This window comes from Streptomyces diversicolor, assembly GCF_057537855.1.
The window spans coordinates 210,535-232,372 of sequence record NZ_BAAJXA010000004.1 but is presented as its reverse complement, the minus strand read 5'-3'; the positions used below and the strand labels follow the sequence as shown (position 1 = coordinate 232,372).

Annotated in this window: 16 protein-coding genes; 10 read left to right on the top strand and 6 right to left on the bottom strand. The window is 74.5% G+C overall.

Going from position 1 to position 21,838, the window contains the following annotated elements; genetic code table 11:
• Nucleotides 1–54 precede the first annotated feature (54 nt).
• Complete coding sequence (locus AC27LF_RS06455; protein ID WP_479663559.1) at nt 55–4,365, bottom strand: cation-translocating P-type ATPase; 4,311 nt, start codon at nt 4,363–4,365, stop codon at nt 55–57.
• Nucleotides 4,366–4,391: 26 nt separating this feature from the next.
• Nucleotides 4,392–4,928, bottom strand: a complete 537-nt coding sequence (locus AC27LF_RS06450) for a hypothetical protein (RefSeq protein ID WP_479663560.1) — start codon at nt 4,926–4,928, stop codon at nt 4,392–4,394.
• Between the two features lie 117 nt (nt 4,929–5,045).
• Here AC27LF_RS06450 and AC27LF_RS06445 point away from each other — a divergent pair, with 117 nt between their 5' ends.
• The gene (locus AC27LF_RS06445) at nt 5,046–5,846 is read left to right on the top strand and encodes a nucleotidyltransferase domain-containing protein (protein WP_479663561.1); all 801 of its coding nucleotides are present in this window, start codon (nt 5,046–5,048) and stop codon (nt 5,844–5,846) included.
• 10 nt (nt 5,847–5,856) lie between these two features.
• On the opposite strand, the gene AC27LF_RS06440 is transcribed toward AC27LF_RS06445, so the two are convergent.
• The 4 genes from AC27LF_RS06440 to AC27LF_RS06425 form a co-directional block, all read right to left on the bottom strand.
• Nucleotides 5,857–6,834, bottom strand: a complete 978-nt coding sequence (locus AC27LF_RS06440) for a LysR family transcriptional regulator (RefSeq protein WP_479663562.1) — start codon at nt 6,832–6,834, stop codon at nt 5,857–5,859.
• Nucleotides 6,835–7,078: 244 nt separating this feature from the next.
• Nucleotides 7,079–8,482 carry an aldehyde dehydrogenase (NADP(+)) gene (locus tag AC27LF_RS06435; RefSeq protein ID WP_487227782.1) on the bottom strand — a complete coding sequence of 468 codons (1,404 nt, stop codon included), beginning with the start codon at nt 8,480–8,482 and terminating at the stop codon, nt 7,079–7,081.
• Nucleotides 8,483–8,554: 72 nt separating this feature from the next.
• Nucleotides 8,555–9,253, bottom strand: a complete 699-nt coding sequence (locus AC27LF_RS06430) for a GntR family transcriptional regulator (RefSeq protein ID WP_479663564.1) — start codon at nt 9,251–9,253, stop codon at nt 8,555–8,557.
• 73 nt (nt 9,254–9,326) lie between these two features.
• Nucleotides 9,327–10,214 carry a dihydrodipicolinate synthase family protein gene (locus tag AC27LF_RS06425; protein ID WP_479663565.1) on the bottom strand — a complete coding sequence of 296 codons (888 nt, stop codon included), beginning with the start codon at nt 10,212–10,214 and terminating at the stop codon, nt 9,327–9,329.
• A gap of 177 nt (nt 10,215–10,391) precedes the next feature.
• On the opposite strand from AC27LF_RS06425, the gene AC27LF_RS06420 reads away from it, so the two are divergent.
• The 9 genes from AC27LF_RS06420 (at nt 10,392) to AC27LF_RS06380 (ending at nt 21,812) form a co-directional block, all read left to right on the top strand.
• Nucleotides 10,392–11,738: an MFS transporter gene (locus AC27LF_RS06420; protein WP_479663566.1), complete on the top strand. Its 1,347-nt coding sequence runs from the start codon at nt 10,392–10,394 to the stop codon at nt 11,736–11,738.
• Nucleotides 11,735–12,742, top strand: coding sequence for a dihydroxyacetone kinase subunit DhaK (locus AC27LF_RS06415; RefSeq protein WP_479663567.1), 1,008 nt, complete (start codon nt 11,735–11,737; stop codon nt 12,740–12,742). The genes AC27LF_RS06420 and AC27LF_RS06415 overlap by 4 nt, the downstream gene beginning before the upstream one ends.
• Nucleotides 12,739–13,413 carry a dihydroxyacetone kinase subunit DhaL gene (gene dhaL / locus AC27LF_RS06410; protein ID WP_479663568.1) on the top strand — a complete coding sequence of 225 codons (675 nt, stop codon included), beginning with the start codon at nt 12,739–12,741 and terminating at the stop codon, nt 13,411–13,413. The genes AC27LF_RS06415 and dhaL overlap by 4 nt, the downstream gene beginning before the upstream one ends.
• Nucleotides 13,414–13,918: 505 nt before the next feature.
• Nucleotides 13,919–15,490, top strand: coding sequence for an ABC transporter substrate-binding protein (locus AC27LF_RS06405; protein ID WP_479663569.1), 1,572 nt, complete (start codon nt 13,919–13,921; stop codon nt 15,488–15,490).
• Nucleotides 15,491–15,492: 2 nt separating this feature from the next.
• A complete protein-coding gene (locus AC27LF_RS06400; protein ID WP_479663570.1) occupies nt 15,493–16,449 on the top strand; it encodes an ABC transporter permease in 957 nt (318 codons plus the stop codon).
• Nucleotides 16,446–17,342, top strand: a complete 897-nt coding sequence (locus AC27LF_RS06395; protein ID WP_479663571.1) for an ABC transporter permease — start codon at nt 16,446–16,448, stop codon at nt 17,340–17,342. The genes AC27LF_RS06400 and AC27LF_RS06395 overlap by 4 nt, the downstream gene beginning before the upstream one ends.
• Nucleotides 17,339–19,150 carry a dipeptide ABC transporter ATP-binding protein gene (locus AC27LF_RS06390; RefSeq protein WP_479663572.1) on the top strand — a complete coding sequence of 604 codons (1,812 nt, stop codon included), beginning with the start codon at nt 17,339–17,341 and terminating at the stop codon, nt 19,148–19,150. Before AC27LF_RS06395 ends, AC27LF_RS06390 begins: the two co-directional genes overlap by 4 nt.
• Complete coding sequence (locus tag AC27LF_RS06385) at nt 19,147–21,150, top strand: CocE/NonD family hydrolase (protein WP_479663573.1); 2,004 nt, start codon at nt 19,147–19,149, stop codon at nt 21,148–21,150. The genes AC27LF_RS06390 and AC27LF_RS06385 overlap by 4 nt, the downstream gene beginning before the upstream one ends.
• Nucleotides 21,147–21,812, top strand: coding sequence for a TetR/AcrR family transcriptional regulator (locus AC27LF_RS06380; RefSeq protein WP_479663574.1), 666 nt, complete (start codon nt 21,147–21,149; stop codon nt 21,810–21,812). The genes AC27LF_RS06385 and AC27LF_RS06380 overlap by 4 nt, the downstream gene beginning before the upstream one ends.
• Nucleotides 21,813–21,838: the final 26 nt, after the last annotated feature.

The window sequence follows — 21,838 nt, the reverse complement described above, 5'->3', positions numbered from 1 at the left end:
CACCGGCCTCGGGGAACATGCCGGCGCACCGCCGGGACACGGACGAGCCCGCGGTCAGGCCGCCCCGCGACCGGGCTGTGCGGCCGTCAGGCGTCCCACGGTCTTCTCCAGGCGGGGCAGGGCGCGCTGGCCCATCAGGGCCAGCGCGATCGACGCCGCCACACCGAGCCAGGCGACGGGTCCGAGCGGGGTGCAGCCGAAGAAGCGGCTGACGCCCGGGGTCTGCACCAGCACCGCGAGCACCACGGCCGAGCCGAGGGACGTGAACCGGACCAGGCGGCTGTCGCGGCGGTCCAGCAGGGTCTGCGCGAGCTGCGCGCCGACGACGCCGCACAGGGCCATCGTGCTGGAGCGGCGGGCCGTGCCGGGCGTCCAGCGGCCGATCAGCCAGGCCGTGACGGCGCCCAGACACGTGGTGAGCGCCCGGTGGCGGATCTGTGTGAGCAGCGGAGCGCCGAGCACGGCCGATGCCGCCTCGGGGGAGTCCGCGGCCCGCGCCTGCGACGGCTCTTCGGTCTCCTTGCGGGTGACCGCGACCGCCATCGCCGGGAACAGGTCCGTGAACAGGTTCACCAGCAGCATCTGGCGGGTGGACAGCGGCGCCCTGCCCGACAGCAGCGTGCCGACAAGACCGAACCCGATCTCCCCCGCGTTGCCGCCGATCAGGATGGCGATCGCGTCGGCGACGCTGCGCCACAGGGCGCGGCCCTCGCGCACCGCGTCGATCAGGACCGTCAGGTCGTCGTCGGTGAGCACCAGGTCGGCGGCGTTGCGCGCGGCCGACGAACCCCGGGCGTTGATGCCGACGCCGACGTCGGCCGCGCGGATCGCCGCCGCGTCGTTCGCGCCGTCCCCGACCATGCCCACCACGCGGCCGGCGTCCCGCAGCGCCTCGACGACCTTCAGTTTCTGCTCGGGTGCGACCCGCGCCACCACAGTGGTGTCGCGCAGCATACGGGCCCTTGCCGAACGGTCGGCCGCCGCCAGCTCGCTGCCGGTGATGACGGCGGTGTCCTCGGGCCAGCCCAGCGCCAGCGCGATCGACTGCGCGGTCTGCGGATGGTCGCCGGTGAGCATCACCGGCCGTACGCCTGCCTCGCGCAGGCCGCGCACGAGCGTCTGCGACGTGTCGCGCGGCGTGTCCGCGAGGCCCAGCAGACCGGTGAACTCCAGGTCGCCGAGGTCCTGTTCCAGCACGTCCTCGGGGTCCTCGTCCGCGCTCAGCCGGCGCCGGGCCACCGCCAGGATCCGCAGCCCGTCCCCGGCGAGGGTCCGCGCCGCCTCGGAGATACGCTCGGGCAGCCCGGCGCAGGCGGGCAGGACGGTCTCCGGGGCGCCCTTGACCACCAGCAGACGCGGGCCCTGACCGGCCCGGCCGACCGCGGCGGCGTATCCGCGGGCGGCCTCGAACTGACGTCCCTCCGACTGCGTCCAGTCCGGATCGGGTCCGGTGGCGTCCAGCACCGCCTCGTCCGTGGCGTGCACCGGCCGGTCCGAGCCGCCGTTGAGGCGGGGACAGGCCCGGGCGGCGACGCGCAGCGTGTCGGCCGCGGCCGGGTCGTCCACCGGGTGCACCGTGCCGTCGTGGTCGGTCGCCTTGGCCAGCCGCAGCCGGTTCTCGGTGAGGGTGCCGGTCTTGTCGAAGCAGATGGTGTCCATGCGGCCGAGCGCTTCCAGGGCCCGTGTCGTGCGCACCAGCACCCCGCCGCGGCTCAGCCGCCGGGCCGCCGCCAGCTGCGCCACCGTGGCCACCAGCGGCAGCCCCTCGGGCACGGCCGCCACCGCGACGGCGACCCCGCCGCTGACCGCCTCCCGGATGGACGTGCCCCTCAGCAGCGCGAGGCCGGTGATCGCGGCTCCGCCCGCGAACGTCAACGGCAGCGCACCGGCGGTCAGCTCGCGCAGCCTGCCCTGTACGCCGGCGGCCGGCGGGGTGCGGGCGGCGAGCCGCACCGCACGGGATGCCTCGGTGCGCTCGCCGGTGTCCACCACCACCGCACGGGCGTGCCCGACCGTCACGGTCGTGCCCTCGAACACCATGGAGCGCCGGTCGGCGACCGCGGCGTGCGGGGTCGGCTCGGTCTGCTTCTCCACCGGCAGTGACTCCCCGGTCAGCGCCGACTCGTCGACCTCCAGGCCGTCCTCCCACAGCAGCCGGGCGTCTGCGGGTACGACGTCGTCGGTCTGCAACTCGATGACGTCTCCCGGTTCCAGATCGGCGGCGTCCACGGTGTGCGGCTCGGCCCGCACGCTCGGGGCGAGCCGAGCGGTCCGCTTCTGCTGGGCGAGCAGCCCGGACACGGCGCGTTCGGCGCGCAGCCGCTCGATGCCGCCGACGAGCGCGTTCAGATCCAGGGCGCCGAGGACGAGCAGGGCGTCCACGACGGAACCGAGGATCGCGGAGGCGGCCGAACCGACGGCGAGCACGGGGGTGAGGGGATCGTTCAGTTCGTCGCGTACGGCCTTGGCGAGACGCACCGTCCACCAGGCGGGGGTGAGGAAGGCGGTGTGCGACGCGGCCTGTGCCGCTCTGCGGGCCTGGGCCGACGCCTGGTCCAACGGGCCGTGCTCCGCGGCCGGCCGGTGCTCCAGCCGGTCCAGGGCCTCGTCCGCCTCCATCTCGTGCCAGTGCACCCTCGGCCGTGGCACGGGCGGGCGGGCCGCGGCGACGCCGAGCGCCGCGCGGGCGGCGGTCAGCAGGGCGGTGGCCGCCGCGAGGTCGACGGGGGCGTGCCGCAGTCCCGGCAGCGCGGACCGCCGTCCCCGGCCGCCCTTCGACCCGCCGACGGCCACCAGCAGTCCGGACAGCGCGGCGCCCGAGCGGGCCAGGGTCTGCGCCCGGCCGCCGACGCGCCGGGCCGCCGGTATCGCGGTCAGCACCCGCCACACGTCGGACAGTCCGTGCAGGGCGAGCACGTCCGCACCCCAGACGACGGCGCCGCCCGCGTCGGTGAGGGCGCAGGCGATGTCCCCGGCGAGCAGCCCGTCCAGCAGGACGTGGCTGTCGCGGGAGCGGATCCGGGCGACGGTGATGACGGCGCCCGCGTCGTCGCCGAGCCCGTGCACCACGTCGTCCAGCGGGCGCCGTGCGTCCACGACCTGGTCGGCGAGGCCGGTGAAGTCCTCAAGCGCGGGGTCGTCCACGAGGACGACGTGCAGTTTGGCCCGGCGCGCCGCGTCCAGCACGGGTTCCGCCCACGGGTCGGCCTCGCCCCGTTCGGTGCGCAGCGCGCTCGGATGCAGCACGAGCGTGCCCGCCATCTCCAGTTCCCGCAGCCGCTCCGGCTCGCGGGCGAGGACGCCCGACCGGGCGAGCGCGGCGCCGAGCAGGGCGTGGAAGGCGGCAGGACCGTAGCGCGCGGCCTTCGGCGATCCCGAGAGCACCGCCTCGGCCGCCTCGGCGACATCATGCTTGACCAGCAGGGTCGCCGCCGCTCCGAGCACGCTGCCGAGCGAGGCGTGGCCGGCGTACTGCTGGGCCGGGGAGACACGCAGGGCGGGGCGCGGGGAGCCGCGGTCCGCGATGCTGACGCGGTCGGGTCCGCTGAGCTTGTCGTGGTGCGTGTCGAAGAAGGCCGCCCGGGACACGGTGTCCGCGAGCTGGCAGGCGCGCAGCGCCCCGTCGAGCAGCAGCGAGGCGGGTGTCTGCCCCGCCCCGTGGGCGATGGCGTTCGCGCAGGTCAGCGTCATGTCCATGCCGAAGTGGCCGATCCGGGACCGCAGCAGGGCGCGAAAGCGCGGATTCTCCCGCAGCAGCGTCACGACGGCGGTGACCACGCGGGGCGACGGCGGCAGCCGCAGGAAGTACGCCGTGATGGCCGCGCTCGTACCCAGCGCGTCGGCCGCGAGCAGGGCCGCCGCCGCGCGCACCCCGGCCGGGTCGGCCGGATGCGTGGTGTCCTCGGGGCCGCCGTCGGCCGGGATGAGCCCGCAGCGGTCAGCCAGCCGCAGCGCGTGCTCGACGACGTCGTCGCCGACCGCGTCCTCGGTGCCCGTCACCACCAGCCGGCCCAGACCGTCGTCCCAGTAGGCGACGAGCACATCGGGGTGCCGGCTCACCTCCGCGGCCAGCCGGCGGGCGAGCCGGCGGGTCCGCTCGGCCGACTGGCCGGGGTCCGCGGGCCGCAGCGCGAGATGGGCCCGCGCGCCGGCGCGCCACTGAGCCGCCGACCCGGGCAGAGCGGTGCGCGCGACCCGGGCGATGCGGACCGCGCCGTCCATGCCCCGCACCCCGGCCCGGGCCGTGCCGGCGATCGCCCCGGCGGCGATTCCGGCCGCGGGCACGGCCGCCCGTGCCAGCAGCCGCGGCGCCGTGGGCAGTGCCCGGACGGCGGACGACGGGGCGGTCAGCAACCCCAGAACCATGACGCATCACTTTCCCTGGGTGCGGCTCAGCGGGTGGTGCGCCCTCGCTTCGCCGTCGTCGTACGGGCGCTCGTACCGGTCGTTGTCGTACGCGTGCTCGTGCCGCTCTTGGCGGTCGTGCCCCGCGGGGCCTCGGACGCGGTCTTCTTCTGTGCCGGCGTCGACTTCTTCGGTGCCGGTGTCGTCGCCCGGCGGCCGGTGCTCGCGCGCCGCGGGGCGGCGGCGGCCGTCGTCGGCGCCGCCGAACCGGTGACGGGGCCGGTTGCCTTGCCCGTGACGGCGCCGGTCGGCTCGCCCTCGGCTTCCTTGGGGCGCGCCTGGGTGAGCCAGACGACCGCCGCGCCGGTGAGGGCGACGGGCCACTCCACCGCGCCGACCGCCCCGAGCACTCCGGCGCCGGTGTAGACGGCCAGCCGCCGTCCGCGGGGCGACACGGATTCGACCTTGTCCAGTATGCCTTCGCCGGCCCTGGTCAGCGCCTCGGCGCCGGGCACCTTGCGCACCGCCGAGGCCGCTGCGCGCAGGGGCGCTACGGGGCCCGAAGGCGACTTCTGCTCGGCCATGACCGCTCCTTGCCTGCGCTGGTATCGCTTGCGTCCCTCCGAGTGCCCCGAAACACGCACCCCTCCCACCCCGCGCGAAGGTCGTTTCCACCGGGTGCCGCCGTGGATACTGGCCGGGTGATCCCCCTGCTCGAACAGCCGCCTGCCGTCCCCGCCGAGGTGCGCGACTATCTGGAGGAACTGGTCCGGCGCACCGGCGCGGTGTGCGGACCGGGCCTGGTGAGCGTCGTCGGCGTCGGCTCCCTCGCGCTCGGCGACTACCGGCACGGACGCAGCGACATCGACGTCACCGTCGTGGTCGACCCGGCGCCGCCGCGGCCTGCACTGCGCGACCTGGCCAGGACGCTGTCCCACCCGGGACTGCGCTGCCCCGCGGCCGGGCTCGAACTGGTGGTCTACGCGGCGGACTTCGCCGCCCGGCCGTCCGGCGCGGCCGGGTATCTGCTGGACCTCAACACCGGCGCGCTGCTGCCGGACCGGGCGGGCTTCGACGCCACCCGCTCCCCGTCGTTCTGGTACGTCATCGACCGTTCCGTCGCCCACCAGTGCGGGGTGCCGCTGTACGGCCGGCCCCCGCGGGAGGCGATCGCCGCGCCGCCGCCTCGCGAACTGCTCACCGCGATCCGCGCCTCCCTGCGCGAGCACAGCGACGGTGAGGGGCACCTCGCGGACAACCGCGTCCTCAACGGCTGCCGCTCGGTGGTGTTCTGCCGCACCGGCCGCTGGCGGGCCAAGCGCGCCGCGGCATATGAGATCGCCGCGGCCGAGGCGGACTTCCGGCCGCTCATCGAGGCCGCGGTACGCAGTTTCGAGCGGCCGCGCGCAGCCGCCGAGCCCCTTCCCGGCGCCGCGGTACGGGCGTTCTTGGCCTGGGCGCGCGACCGCGTCGACGAGAGCGCACGGGCGGCCGGGAGCTGAGGGACCCGCGTCAGCGGGCCCGCGGGTGTCCGCGGTCGCTCGCGGGCCATGGGGTGCGGCGCCGGGCCCAGCCGGGCGTCCAGACGTCGGCTCCCGTGTGCTCCGGGCGCAGTGCGGCGAAGTGGTCGCGCAGCGCGCCGAGGGCGGGGTGCCGGTTGCGGGTGTGCCACAGCAGGGAGTGCGGGTAGACCGGCGTGGGCCGGTGCAGCGGGATGCGCCGCAGGTCGTGGCCGACGGGCCAGACCAGCGGTGTCCGCTCGCTGAGGAAGGTCGCCAGCGTCGAGGACGCGGCGATCGTGTCGAGCAGGGCCTCGACGCCGAAGTTGGGTCCGACCGTGTCGATGGTGCAGCCGAACGCGGCGGCCAGCTCGTCGTAGTACGCGGTCCACTCGGCTCCCGGGGCGTTGCCGGGCATCCAGACGCGCTGCCCCGCCAGTTGCGCGGGGGTCACGGCGGCGGCGGTCGCGAACGCGTGGTCGGGGCCGGTGAACAGCTGGAGCGGTTCGTCGTAGACGGGTACGGCCTCGATGTCGTCGGGCAGTTTGAGCCCCGGCACGGCGACGGCGCGGAAGGTGGCGTCGATGGCGCCGGAGCGCAGGGCCGCGACGGCGGTGTCCGCGTCGAAGAGGGTCACCACGTCGAGGGCGGTCTCGGGGTGCGCCCGATGGAAGTCGCGCAGATGGCCCGCCAGCGAGAGCCGGCGCCCGATGACGTCGACGCGCAGCGCCCGCCGACCGGGACGCACGGCGGCGACGGCCCGGTCCCGGGCCTGGAGGAGTTCGCGGGCGTGCGGCAGGAAGACCTGCCCGTCGATGGTCAGCCGGGCGCCCTGTGCCGTGCGGGTGAACAGCCGCACACCGAGGTCCTTCTCCAGCGCGGCGACACGCTTGGAGACGGCCTGTTGAGTGAGGGACAGGTCGACGGCCGCCCGCTGGAACTGCCCTGACTCCGCGACCGCGACAAAGGTGCGTACAGCGTTGAGATCCACGCGGCCACCCTAGCCGCACAACCTCCGGTTGTGCGGCCGGGGTGCGGCGGTTGTCCGGCCCGCCCGCCGAGGCCCGCCATGACGGGCCCGGTGCCGCCGGTTGCCGCCCCCGGCTCCCGACGGGGCCGGTGGATCGGCGACCGCGAGTGCACAACTCATCGTTGTGCCACCGGCGTCCTGTCGCTTCTTTCAGGAACCCGGGCGGCCGGTGCGCGGTCACCGGGCCGCCGGGGCCCGGCCGGCCCTACCGGTCGCGGAGTTCGGGCGGCAGGGCGGGAGCGGGCACGTTCTGGTACGCCACGGGGCGCCGGAACCGGTCGATCGCCGCCGTACCGACGGACGTCGTGGTCGGCGCGGTCGAGGCCGGCCAGGGGCCGCCGTGCTGCTGGGCGTCGCTGACGGTGACCCCGGTCGGCCACTCGTTCCAGATGACGCGTCCGGCGTGCTCGGCGAGCAGGTCCAGCATCCGCCGCCCGTCGTCGTCCAGGGCGGCGCCGCCCTGGACCGTGCCGGTCAGGGTGCCCTCGAAGCCGGCGAGCGCGGCCTCGACGTCGGCCAGGGTCCCGTACTCGACGAGGAGCGAGGCGGGCCCGAACACCTCCGTGGCGATGAGCGAGGGGTCGGCCAGGACGGCGTCGGTGGTGGTGCGCAGCAGGACGACGTCCGGGTGCCCGTCCGCTCCGGGCGCGCGCAGCGCCACGGTGACCCCCTCGCGCGCGGCGAGGCCGTCGAGCGCGGCCGTGTATCCGGCGCCGATGTGCTCGTTCAGCATCGGTCCCGCGCCGAGCGACGGCAGCGCCGCGACGAAGGCGTCGGCGTCGGGGACGAACACGACGCCCGGCTGCGTGCAGAACTGGCCGGAGCCGAGGGTGCAGGACGCGGCGAACCCGGCGGCGATGTCCGCGGGCCGTTCGGCCCAGCCCGCCGGGGTGACGACGACCGGATTGGTGGAGCCGAGTTCGCCGTAGAAGGGGATCGGGTCGGGCCGGGCGGCGGCCAGGTCGAACAGGTGCCGTCCGCCGCGCGTGGAACCGGTGAAGCCGACCGCCTTGATCCGGCGGTCCCGTACGGCGTCGGCGCCCGTCCGCTCGCCCTCGACGAGCTGGAGCAGATGGTCCGGGGCGCCCGCGGACCCGAGCGCTTCGGCGGCGACGGCCGCGGTGAGCCGGGACAGCTCCGGGTGCCCGGGGTGCGCCTTGACGACGACGGGGCAGCCGGCCGCCAGGGCGCTGACGGTGTCCCCGCCCATGACGCTGAAGGCGAAGGGGAAGTTGCTCGCGGCGAAGACCAGGACGGGCCCCAGCGGGACCATGGTGCGGCGCAGGTCGGGGCGCGCGCCCATCGGCCAGTCGGGGTCCGCGTGGTCGACGCGTACGTCGTCCAGGGCGCCGGCGGCCAGCCGCTCGGCGAACAGGCGGCACTGGAAGGTGGTGCGGCGCAGCTCTCCCGACAGCCGGGCCTCGGGCAGGTGCGACTCGCGGCGCGCGACGGGGACCAGACGCCCCGCGGCGGCGTCGAGCGCGTCGGCGGCGGCGGTCAGCCAGCGCGCGCGGTCGGCGGGCCGGGACCCGCGGGCCGCCTTCGCGGCGGACGCGGCCCCGGCCAGCACGGTGTCGAGCGGTTCGGTGGTGGACGAGGGGGTGGGCAAGGCAGTGGGCAAGGCAGTGCCGGCGGGGGTGGTACGGGGTGCGGTGGTGCTCACGACGGACCTCGGAAAGGGTCAGGTGACGATGGAGTGGGAGGCCATGTCGGCCAGCGTCCACTCCTCGACTTCGGTCAGATGGATCGCGGCGGCCTCCTGGGCGGCGCCGATGTCACGGGCGGCCATGGCGTCCAGGATCTCCAGGTGCCGCCGGGTCGATCCGGCGAGGCGGTGCGGGCCGGTGGCACCGAGGACGCGCAGCCAGTACACGAAGGGTTCGACCGACTCGCGGGCCGCGATCAGCCGGCTGTTGCCGGTGCTGGCGATGATCTCGCGGTGGATGCGGGTGTCGCTGGCGAAGAACGGTTCGTAGTCGCCCCGCTCGGCCGCCCGGATGGCGGCGACGGCCTCCTCGCGCAGGTCGGCGATCTGCTCCAGCGGCATGGCCTCGGCGGCCACTCCGGTGGCCAGCCACTCAAGACCCTTGCGCAGCTGGCACACCTCGTGCACGTCGTTGCGGGTGGGCCGGGTGACGAAGGTGCCCGAGCGCGGCCGGGTCTCGACGAGCCGGTCGTGCTCCAGGCGTTGCAGGGTGTCGCGCACCGGGGTGCGGGAGACGCCGAACTCGGTCGCGACGGCCTGCGGGTCGAGCCGGGAGCCCGGGGCGTAGACGCCGGTGGTGATCCGCTCGCACAGGATCGCGTAGAGCTGCTCGGAGATCGACTCCACGACGAGCGGGGTGGTGCCGCGGCGGCTGTGGACGGACGGGGTGGCCATGATCGCCCTTCTTCTCCGACGGTCGCTGCGGCGCCGGTTTCCCGGTGGGGTCCCGGCGCCGTGGATACAGCATCTAATCGATCAGGTTAGCCGCTTGCAGGGCGGCCTTGATGCGCTCCCGCTCGGCCTCGGTGGCGGGCCGGAACGGGCGGCGCGGCAGACCGGGGTTGCGGCCCTGCAGTTCGAGCGCGGCCTTGAGCGTGGCGGGCAGGTTGGGCGCGTCGACGGCCCGCCAGACGGTGAGGATGCGCTCGTGCAGTTCGAGGGCCCTGGCGTGGTCGCCTGCCTGCACCGCGTCCCACAACTCGACGCTCAGCCGGGGGGTGACGGTGGGGATCGCGGCGAGGGCTCCGTGGGCGCCCATGACGAACGCGGGGTAGTGCAGGTCGTCCAGCGCGGCGAGCACGGTGAACCGGTCGCGCAAGCGGTGCAGGAGATCGGCGAGCAGGTGGATGTCGCCGCCCGACTGCTTGACGGCCACGACCTGCGGGACGTCGCGCAGCATCTCGATGGTGTCCACCGGCACCAGCGCCCACGGCACGACGTTGTACAGGACGATCGGCAGGTCGGTGGCCTCGCCGATCTCGCGGTAGTGCGCGACGGTCTCCTCGGGGGACGGCGCGAACACATAGTGCACGGGGGTGACCTGGAGGGCGTCGACCCCGGCCGCCTTCAGCGCCAGCGAGTAGCGCTTGGCCTGTGCCGTGCTGTTCTGGATGACGCCGCCGATGACCGGAACGCGCCCCGCGACCTCGTCGACGACGGTGGCGCAGATCGCCGCGCTCTCCTCCAGGGACAGCGTCTGGCCCTCGCCGGTGCTGCCGCAGGCGCAGATCGCGGTGACGCCCTGGTCCAGGAGGTACTTCACCTCGCCGCGCAGCAGGTCGAGGTCGACCTCGTCGTTCGCGTCGAACGGCGTGACGACGGTCGAGATCATGCCGCCGAGCCGGATGTCCTTCACGTGGGTCTCCCGGGTATTGCCGCGCCCTAGGCGCGGATGTAACATCTGATGCATCAGATGTTAACACGCGGTCCCTCGTCAGCAGAACCGCCGCTTTCCGGACACGGCCGGCGCCCGTGCAGCATGAAGGGGCCGAACCGACCGTGTCGTCCGAGCCGCCATCGCAATGGAGCGAGCATGCCCCAACCGCCCGCCACGCCCGACGCCCGGGCGTCCCTGCGCAAAGTCGTCACCGCCAGCGCCCTCGGCACCACCGTCGAGTACTACGACTTCACCCTCTACGCGACCACCGCGGCACTGGTCTTCGACAAGGTGTTCTTCCCCGACGCCTCGCCCCTGGTGGGCACCCTCGCCGCCTTCGCCACCTACTTCGTCGGCTACGCCGCCCGCCCGCTCGGCGGCATACTCTTCGGTCACTTCGGCGACCGCCTCGGACGCAAGAACGTCCTCATCATCACCATGCTCATGATGGGGCTGGGCACCTTCGCGATCGGCCTGCTGCCCTCCTACGACAGCATCGGCATCGCCGCCCCGATCCTGCTCGTCGCCATCCGGCTGCTCCAGGGTCTCGGCATGGGCGGCGAGTACGGCGGCGGAGTGCTCATGGCGCTGGAGTACAGCCCGCGCTCCCGTCAGGGCTTCTTCACCTCACTGGTGCACATCGGCACCCCGGCGGGCGTGCTCATCCCGGTGGGCCTGGTCACCGTCCTCGACAACGCGCTGCCGTCCGGCTCGTACGACTCCTGGGCCTGGCGGCTGCCCTTCCTCGCCAGCATCCTGCTGGTCGGCGTCGGCATCTGGATGCGCCTGAACGTCACCGAGAGCCCCGAGTTCGTCAAGATGCGCGAGGACCGCGAGGTGCAGAGCCTGCCCGTGCGCCAGGTGCTGACCCGGCGGCCCGCCACGGTCCTGTTCTCCGTCCTCGCCAAGATCGCCGAAAGCGGCCTGTTCAACATCTACTACGTGGTGGCGATCACCTACGTCACCACCGAACTCGACCTGCCGAAGAGTCCCGTGCTGCTCGCCGTGCTGATCGCCTGCGCCGTCGAGTGCTGCACCCTGCCGTACTTCGGGGCCCTCTCGGACCGCATCGGGCGGCGCAAGGTGTACATCGCCGGTGCCCTCTTCCAGGCGATCCTGGCCGTGCCGTTCTTCCTGCTGCTGCAGACCGGCCAGTTCTGGGCCTACGTGTTGGGTATGACCCTCGGACTCGGCATCGGGCACGGCGCCATGTACGGCGCTCAAGGTGCCCTCTTCTCCAACCTCTATCCGGTCAACGTCCGCTACACGGGGCTGTCGGTCACCCAGCAGATCGGCGCCACCCTCGGCGGCGGGCTCTCCCCGCTCATCGGCACCGCCCTGCTGTCCGCGGCCGGCGGACACTGGGCCTGGCTGATCGTCTACTGCGTGGGCGTCGCCGTCGTCTCCGCCCTGGCCACCACCCGGCTGGGGGCCGGCGAGGCGCCCGTCCCCACGACCGGCGCACCGGCCCCGCACCTCCCCGAAAGGACCCAGGTCTCGTGAACAGCCTGTTCCTGCCCGAGCAGCACCCCGTGGAGCAGGCCCTGCGCGGCCTGACCCTGGCCCACCCCGACCTGCTGCACCTCACCGAGGACCCGCTGTACGTCACCACCCGCGACCGCCACCCCGGGCGGCGCGTGGGCATCGTCTCCGGCGGCGGCTCCGGCCATGAGCCGCTGCACACCGGATTCGTCGGCCGCGGCATGCTGGACGCCGCCGCCCCCGGCCGGATCTTCGCCTCGCCGCACAACCGGCAGGTGTACGAGGCGTCCCGGGCCGTCGCCGGCCCGGACGGCGTGCTGCACGTCGTGAAGAACTACACCGGCGACCGCATCAACTTCGGCATCGCCGCCGAGCGGCTGCGCGCCGACGGCATCCCCGTGCGCCGCGTCCTCGTCGACGACGACCTCGCCACCGACAGCGCCGAGACCGCCACCGGCCGCCGCGGCACCGGCGCCACCGTCATCGTGGAAAAGCTCCTCGGCGGCGCCGCCGACCGCGGCCTCGGCCTCGACGAACTCGCCGGTCTCGGCACCGAGTTCGCCGCGGCCTCGCGCAGCCTCGCGGTCGCCGCGCGCGCCCAGACCTCCCCGTCCCGCGGCGGCGAGGCGTTCGCACTGCCCGACGGCACGCTCGAATACGGCGTCGGCATCCACGGCGAGCGCGCCGCCGCCACCCTGGAACACCCCGGCTTCGAAGAACTCGTCGACCGCATGACCCAGCAGGTCCTCGACGCGCTGCCGACGGCCACCGGCCGGGTCCTGCTGCTGGTCAACGGCCTGGGCGCGACCACGCTGCTGGAGTTGCACGCCGTCCACGCCCGGGTGTCCGAGCTGCTGGACAAACGCGGCCTGAGCGTGGCCGGCCGGCTCGTCGGGACGTTCGTACCGGCCCTGGACATGAGCGGCTTCTCCGTCACGGTGACCGCCCTGCGCGAGGACTGGACCGCCTTCTGGCACGCACCGGCCCGCACCCCCGCCTTCCCCGCACTGGAGACGATCCGTTGACCATCGACCGGCATCTCGTCCTGCGCACCTACGCGCAGGCGGCCCACACCGCGCACGACACCCTCACCGCCCTCGACCAGCTCTCCGGCGACGGCGACTTCGGCGACAACCTCCGCGAAGGGCTCGACCGGGTCGTCTCGGCCCTGGCGGCCCGGCCCGCCGAACCGCCGTTCGCGGTGGCAGCGGAGGTCTTCCTGAACGAGGTCGGCGGCACCAGCGGCCCCCTGCTCGGGCTGCTGTTCCAGGAGATCGCGGGCGCCCTCGCCGCCGGGGACGACCGCGCGGCCTGGGCCCGCGGGGTACGCGAGGGACTCGCCGCGATCCAGCGGGTCGGGGAGGCGGAGCCCGGGGACCGCACCATGGTGGACGCCCTGGTCCCGGCCCGGGACGCCCTGGAGGCGGGCGAGGACCTGCGGGACGTCGCCCTCGCCGCCCTCGCGGGCGCCCGGGCCACGGCCGCGCTGCGGGCCCGGCGCGGACGCGCCTCCTATGTCGGTGAACGCGCCGTCGGCTCGGCCGACCCCGGCGCCATGGGGGTGGCCCTGCTGTTCTGGTCCCTGGCCCGGGCACAGGACCGGTCACCGGGCGAACTGACGGACTTCCTCGGGACCACGCACGAGCCGGGCCAGGGCCCGGCGCCCGACCGGAAGACCCCCGCACACCAGGGCTGACCCCGGCCCCCACCACACGAGCAACACTGCGAGCGCCGACTCCAGCTGACGTCCGATCACGGCACACGCGGCCCGGAGTCACCCGCGGCGAGCACGTCCACGACGCCGCGGCGCTCGGCGCCGGCATCAAGCGCAAGGGCCGACCGACCGCGCACCGCACCCACCCAGGGACGCGGGGAACTGCGCGCTCAACCCCCACACGCCCGCACATACCCACCCCCCGCACTCACCCGGTACCCGGGGGCGCGGGGAACTGCGCGCCCGGCCACAACGCACCGGCACATACCCACGAACTCCCCGCCCCCGCCGCCCCGTTGCCCTCCAGGCTGATCCTCTTGGCGCCGCCGGGCATGCCGCCGGCCCCCACGCGGCCCGCGTAACGGCTTGGTTTCCGAGGTCAATTTTCCCGTCCGACGGGTTGGCCTGGCGGCCCCCCGCTCATTATCGTTCGGCAACCTCACTCAATCGTTCCGCTGAACGAATAGTCGGAAGGGGCGGTCGGTCCATGCCCGACATCCATGACCCACGACGGCGCTCCGTCCTCGCCGGCGCCGCCGCGCTCGGCGCTTCGTGGCTGCTGTCCGGCTGCACGGGGGCCTCGGCCGCCCCGGTGCCGCCCACCGGCGACCGGCAGGGCGCACCCGACAGCGGCGGCACCCTGCGCATCGCACGGCCCCCCGCCTCCGATGCCGAGACGCTGGACCCGGCCGGCGCCCTGTCGGCGTACGAATACCTGGGCGCCCTGTACAACCGGCTGATCAGGGTCGGCGCCGACGGAGCGCTCGCCGCCGACCTCGCCGAGTCATGGGAGCCCGACGCCAAGGCCCGCACCTGGACGTTCCGGCTGCGCAAGGGCGTCACCTTCCACGACGGGCGCGCCTTCACCTCGGCCGACGCCGCCTACACCCTGCGGCACATCCTGGACGAGGCGACCGCGTCCCCGCAGGCGGCCGTGCTCGCCCCGCTCATCGAAGCGGCCGCGCTGCGCACGCCCGACGCGCACACCCTCGTGGTACCGCTGAAGACCCCCAACGCCGAGTTCCCGAGCCTGCTCACGCACTACAACTGCTACGTCATCCCCGACGGCGGCGCCCGCGCCGCCGGGCGCACCGGCATCGGCACCGGCCCGTTCAAGCTGGAGTCGTTCACCCCGGCGGGACCCGGGCGCGTCGTCGCCTTCGAGGACCACTGGGCGGGCCGCCCCGTCCTCGACGCCATCGCCTTCTACTCCGTCGCCGACATGTCGGCCCGCTCCAACGCGCTGCTGGCCGGCCAGGTCGACCTGCTGTCCCAGACCAACCTGGACTTCGCCACGGCGCGCGTCGTCGCCGCCTCCGACCGGGCCACCGTCGCCCGCGTCAAGGACGCCCAGTGGTACGTGCTGCCGATGCTCACCACCGAGAGACCCTTCACCGACGTCCGTGTCCGGCAGGCGATGAAACTGGCCTACGACCCCGACCACGTGGTCAAGGTGGCGCTGCAGGGCGCGGGCACCGCGGGCTGGGACAACCCGGTGCCGCCCAGCGACCCCGCCCACCGCGCCGAGCACCCCGCGCACGACCCGGAACAGGCCCGCCACCTGCTGAAGAAGGCCGGGTACGAAGGGCTCGCCGTCGAGCTGTACACCTCCGCGTACGACCCGCTCTTCACCCCCATGGCCCTCGCCTACCAGGACTCGGCCCGACGGGCCGGCATCCGGGTCAAGGTGAAGACGGCGGCGGCGGACTCGTACTACACGCAGATCTGGATGAAGAAGCCGCTGATGGCCACCTACTGGTTCACCGGCCGGCCCGTCGACCAACTCTTCACCCAGATCTTCCGCGGCGGCTCCGCCTACAACGAGACCGCGTGGTCCGACGCCGCCTTCGACGCCCTGCTCGACCGGGCCCGCGCCGAGACCGACGACGCCAGGCGCCGCGACCTGTACGGCGAGGCGCAGACCATGGTGATCGAACGGGGCGGGGCGATCACCCCGATGTTTGCGGACCGGCTCGTCGGCGTCTCCCGCGCGGTGCGCGGCTACGCCGAACACGGCTTCGAGTTCGACTATCTGGGCATCGGCCTGAAGGGAGCCTGAGCATGCTCGCGTTCCTCGCCCGGCGCGTCTTCGCCGCCGTCGGCACCCTGTTCCTCTCCTCCGTGCTCGTCTTCCTCGCCGTGCAGGCCCTGCCCGGCGATGTCGCCGGGCAGATCCTCGGCAAGGACGCCACCCCGGACGCGGTGGCCGCCCTGCGCACCGGACTCGGCCTCGACCGGCCCGCCTGGGAGCGCTACCTCGACTGGATGGGGGGCGCCCTGCACGGCGACTTCGGCACCTCGCTCGTCTCCCAGCGGCCCGTCGGCGGCGAGGTGGCCGCCCACCTCGGCAACTCCGCGCTGATCGCGGGCGTCACCGTCCTGTTCGCGGTGACCGGCTCCCTCGTGCTCGGCGTCGTCGCGGGCCTGTACCGGGACCGCTGGCCCGACCATCTCATCTCCACCGTCAGCCTGGTCGGCATGAGCGTGCCCGAGTTCGTCGTCGCCACCGTGCTGGTGCTGTGCTTCTCCATCGCCCTGCCCTGGTTCCCGGCCGTGGTGCTCTACGGCCCCGACGCGAGCGTCGGCCAACTCCTGCCCGCGGTGTGGCTGCCCGCCCTCGCGCTCGCCGTGGTGATGGCCGCGTACATCGTCCGGATGGCCCGCACCTCGGTGATCGACGTGATGGCGAGCGAGTACGTGACCACGGCCCGCCTCAAGGGGCTGTCCCCCTGGCGGGTGGTCACCCGGCACGCGCTGCCCAGCGCCCTGCTGCCCACCCTGCACGTCATCGCGCTCAACGTGGCCTGGCTGGTCGGCGGCGTCGCCGTCGTCGAGAACGTCTTCAACTACCCCGGCATCGGCAAGCTGATGCTGTCCTCCGTGCAGAACCGCGACCTGCCCGTCATCCAGGCCGTCGCCCTCGTCAGCGCCGTCGTCTACACCCTGTGCAACCTCGCCGCCGACCTCGGCGCCATGGCCCTCGACCCCAAGCTGCGCACCCGTGGGAGGACCCGATGACCACCCTCGACACACCGGCGCCCGCCGCACCCGCGACCGCCGCCGCCCGTGCGGTCCGCGCCTGGCACACCCTGCGCTCCTCACGCACCGCCGTCATCGGTCTGGCCGTCGTCGCCGTCCACGTCCTGATCGCCCTGCTCGCCCCGCTGCTGACCTCCTACGACCCGGTCGCGAACGACGCCGGGCAGGCGCTGCTCGGCCCGGGCGGGCACCACTGGGCGGGCACCGACCAGTACGGGCGCGACGTGCTGACCCGGGTGCTGCACGGCGGCCGGTACGCGCTCGGCGTGTCGGCCGCCGCCACCGTGCTCACCGTCGCCCTCGGCACGGTGATCGGCTGTGCGGCGGCATTGCGCGGCGGCTGGTTCGACGACCTGCTCGGCCGGGTGCTGGACGCCGTTCTGTCGGTGCCGTCGATCCTCGCGCTGCTCGTCGTCGTCACCGCGCTGGGCACCGGCCCCGCGGTCATCGTCCTCGCCGTCGCCGTCGTGTACGTCCCCCAGGTCGTCCGTGTGATCCGCGGCGCCGCGCTCGCCGTCGTACCCGCCGACTACGTCACCGCGGCCCGCGCCCGCGGCGAGGGCACCTGGTCGATCCTGCGCCGCGAGGTCCTGCCGAACATCGTCGACGTGGTGTGCGTGGAGTTCGCCATGCGGGCCTCCTGGGTGGTGCTGCTGATCTCCTCGCTGTCCTTCCTCGGCTTCGGCGCCGCACCGCCGACCCCCGACTGGGGGCTCATGGTCGCCGAGAACCGCACCGCCATCACCGTCGTCCCGCTGGCGAGCCTGGCGCCGATCATCGCCCTGGCCACCCTCGTCGTCGGGCTCAACCTCGCCGCCGACGGCCTGTCCAAGGCATGGGGCGTCGACCGGATCAGAAAGGGCTCCCGATGACCTCGACCGTCTCCGCCGCGCCGCCCGCAGACCGGGCCACCGCACCGGTCGTCCGCGTCCGCGCCCTCTCCGTCGCCTACCGCGCGGGCGGCCGGGACATACCCGTCGCGCACGAGGTGTCCTTCGATGTCGCCCCCGGACACACCCTCGCCCTGGTCGGCGAGTCCGGCAGCGGCAAGTCGACCGTGGCCGCCACCCTGCTGGGGCATCTGCGGCACGGTTCACGGATCACCGGCGGTTCGGTGACCGTGGCCGGATCGGACGTCTTCGCCCTGCCCGCCCGGCAGTTGCGGCGGCTGCGCGGCAGCACCGTCGCCCTGGTCGCACAGAACGCCGGCCACGCCCTGACCCCGACCATGCGCATCGGCCGGCAGATCGCCGAGGCAGGCGGCGACGTGCCCGTGACCGACCTGCTCGACCAGGTGCGGCTGCCCCGCCCCGCCGAACTCGCCCGCCGCTACCCGCACGAACTCTCCGGCGGCCAGCAGCAACGCGTCGCCATCGCCATGGCCGTCGCCGCCCGCCCCAAGGTCCTCGTCCTGGACGAACCCACCACCGGCCTGGACGTCGTCACCCAGCGCGGCGTCCTCGACCTGATCGGCGCCCTGCGCGACGAACTCGGCCTGGCCGCCGTGCTGGTCAGTCACGACCTCGGCGTCGTCGCCCACACGGCCGACGAGGTGACCGTGCTGCGCTCCGGCCGCGTGGTCGAGTCGGCACCCACCCGCCGTCTGTTCGCCGCGCCGCGCGATCCATACACCCGCCGTCTGCTGGCGAGCGTGCCGCGCCTGGACGACACCGGGCTCGCGCGAGTCGGCGAGGACGGCGAACGGGAGGTGCGGCCGAAAAGCGCCGTGCCCGCCGACGCCCCGGTGGCCGTCACCGCGCGGGACGTGAGCATCGACTACGGCGCGACGCGCGCCGTGCACGGCGTCTCCTTCGACGTGCGGCGCGGCGAAGTCCTCGCCCTGGTCGGCGAGTCCGGCAGCGGCAAGTCCACCCTCGCCTGGGCGCTCGCCGGGCTGCGCACCCCGTCCGGCGGCACCATGACCCACCCGGCGGGCGACCTCGCCCGCCCCGCCCGTGACCGACCGCGCGAGCTGCGCCGCCGGGTCCAGCTCGTCTTCCAGAACGCCGACACCTCCCTCAACCCGCGCCGCTCGGTGGGCGACGCGATCCGCCACCCGCTGCGCCTGTTCGGCACGGCCGCCCACCGCGCCGAGGCCGCGGACCGTGCCAGGGCCCTCATCGCCGACGTACGGCTCGACCCGGCCTTGGCCGACCGGCTGCCCGCACAGCTCTCCGGCGGTCAGCGCCAGCGCATCGGCATCGCCCGCGCCCTGGCCGGCCGCCCCGACGTGCTGATCGCCGACGAGATCACCACCGCCCTCGACGTCTCCGTCCAGGCCGACGTGTTGCGCCTGCTGGACGACCTGCGCCGGGAACGCGAGCTGGCCTGCCTGTTCATCAGCCACGACCTGGCCGTCGTACGGGGCATCGCCGACCGGGTCGTCGTACTGCGGCACGGCGTGGTGGTCGAGGAAGGGCCCACCGAGGCCGTGTTCGCCGCACCCGGCCACCCCTACACGCGCCGGCTGATGGCCGCCGCCCTGGAACCCGACCCCAAGGCCCGGCCGCGCGCCGGCCGGACACCGGACGCGGCCCTGGACTGGAGGGACGCCGCCACACCGGACGACGTGTGGACGGACCTGGGCGACGGGCACCGGGTGCGCCGCTGGCACCCGGTGCCCCCGGAACCCCACGCAGCGGCCGCCGCGGCGGCCGAGGAAACGGAAGGAGCCGCGTGAAGTACCGCGCACACTTCGAGCGCCGGGTCGTCCGCGAGGACCTGTGGATCCCCACCCGGGACGGCACCCGGCTGCACGCCCGCGTCTGGCGGCCCGCCGACGCGGAGGACGACCCCGTGCCCGCGCTCCTGGAATACCTGCCCTACCGCAAGAGCGACTGGACCGCGCCGCGCGACGCCCAGCGCCACCCCTGGTACGCGGGCCACGGCTACGCCTCCGTACGCGTCGACATCCGCGGCCACGGCGACAGCGAGGGCACGCCCGGCGACGAGTACGACGCCCGGGAACTCGCCGACGGCGTGGACGTCGTCGAATGGCTGGCCGCCCAGCCCTGGTGCACCGGCCGCGTCGGCATGTTCGGCATCTCCTGGGGCGGCTTCAACGCCCTGCAGATCGCGGCCCTGGCCCCCGAGCCGCTGAAGGCGATCGTCACCGTCTGCTCCACCGACGACCGCTACGACAACGACGTGCACTACACCGGCGGCGCCGTCCTCGGCATCGACATGGCCGCCTGGGCCGGCACCATGCTCGCCTTCGCGTCCCGGCCGCCGGACCCGGCCGTGGTCGGCGCCGAGAGGTGGCTGCCGATGTGGCGCGCACGCCTCGACGCCCTCGAACCGCTGCTGCACACCTGGCTCGCCCACCAGGAACGCGACGCCTACTGGCGGCACGGCAGCGTCTGCGAGGACTACGGCGCCATCGACGCCGCGGTCCTCGCCGTCGGCGGCTGGCACGACCCCTACCGGGACACGGTGCTGCGGCTGGTCGAGCACCTGCCGCACGACCGGGTCCGCGGCCTGATCGGCCCCTGGTCGCACCAGTACCCGGACCGGGAACTGCCGCCCGGCCCCGCCATCGGCTTCCTCCAGGAGACCCTGCGCTGGTGGGACCAGCACCTGAAGGACCGGGACACCGGGGTGATGGCCGAACCGCTGCTGCGGTCCTGGATCAACGACCCGGTCCCGCCCGCCACCACCTACGACGTGATGCCGGGCCGCTGGGTCGGCGACGACGCCTGGCCGTCGCCGAGCATCACCTGGCACGCCTGCCCGCTCGGAGCGGACACCGCGCCCGTCACCGTCCGCTCGCCGCAGCACACCGGCGTGGACGCCGGCCGGTTCTTCCCGTTCGGCAACCCGGGCGATCTGCCGCCCGACCAGCGCGAGGAGGACGGGCGTTCGGTCTGCTTCGACACGGCGCCGCTGGACGAACGGATGGAGATCCTGGGCCGCCCGCGGGTCCGGCTCCGCCTCGACAGCGCCACCCCGCGCGCCCATGTCGTCGTCCGGCTGTGCGACGTCGCCCCCGACGGCTCCTCCACCCTCGTCACCCGCGGCGTGCTCAATCTGCTCAGCCGCAACGGACGGGACCGCGCCGACGACTGGACTCCTGGGACGTACGAGGACATCGATATCGAACTCACCGGCATCGGCTACGCGTTCCCGCCCGGCCACCGCGTCCGGGCCGCCGTCAGCGACGCGTACTGGCCCTGGGTGTGGCCGCACGGCGAACGCGGCGAGCTGACCGTGCTCCCCGCCCGCAGCAGCCTGCTGCTGCCGGTGCGCGCCGCGGGGCAGGAGCCGCCGATCCGGTTCGAGGAACCCGAGCAGGCGCCGCCCCTGCCCGTGACCCACGACCGGCCGGCCGTACGGCGCCCCGAACGCCTCGTCACCCGGGACGTGGCGGCGGGGGAGTGGACCCTTCAGGTCGACCCGGACTACGGCGGCTCGCGGACCTATCCGGACGGCCTGAAGTACGAGGAGAGCGCACGCGAGACCTACCGGATCCGCGAGGCGGACCCGCTGTCCGCCCGTGCCGTCTCCGAGTGGACGATCCGGCTCACCCGCGGCGAGGATTGGCGGGCCGAGGTGGTCGCCCGGACCGGACTGCGGGCCACGGCCACCGAGTTCATCATGGACAGCCACATCGAGGCACGGGCGAACGGAGAGACAGTGGCCAAGCGCGCCTGGCACCACACCACCCCGCGGACCTCCGGATGACGGCGGCCAGGACTCCGCGCCGTGCCGTGGCCGCCGCCGACCGCACCCGGCAGCCCACGGAGGTGCGCCGCCGCCTCATCGTCGAGGCGGCCGTCCCGCTGATCGCCGAACGCGGCTACGGGTCGGTGGGCGTCCGGGACGTGGCGGCCGCGGCAGGGGTGTCCGTCGGCACCGTCACCTACCACTTCGGCAGCGTCCAGGAAATCCTCTCCGAGGCGATGGTCCTGCACATCGAGGGCTACTACGCGGCCCTCAGCCGGGCCGCCGAGGCCGCGACCAGCGGAGCGCAGGCGCTGCGGCTGCTGGTGGACGCCCTGTTCACCGAGGACACCGACCGCCACTGGCGGATGTGGTTCGAGTACTGGAACGCCGGCGAGCAGGACCGCGACCAGCCGTTCGCCCGCGGGCAGGCGGACCGCTACCGGGACTGGCACGAGCAGATCCGCGCCCTCGCGGCGCGCGCCGTCGCCGACGGCGACGCGGACTGCGCCGACATCGACGGTTTCACGGTTCGCTTCGCCGCCCTCGCCGACGGGCTCGCGCTCCAACGGCTGCGGCAGGCACCGCCGTTGACCACGCAGGACGCCCGCCGCCATCTGAACCGGCTGATCGAGACGGAGCTGACACCGCGCCACCCGCGCCCGGCCGTGCCCGGCGACTGACCGCACCCGCGCCCAAGGGGGCGGAG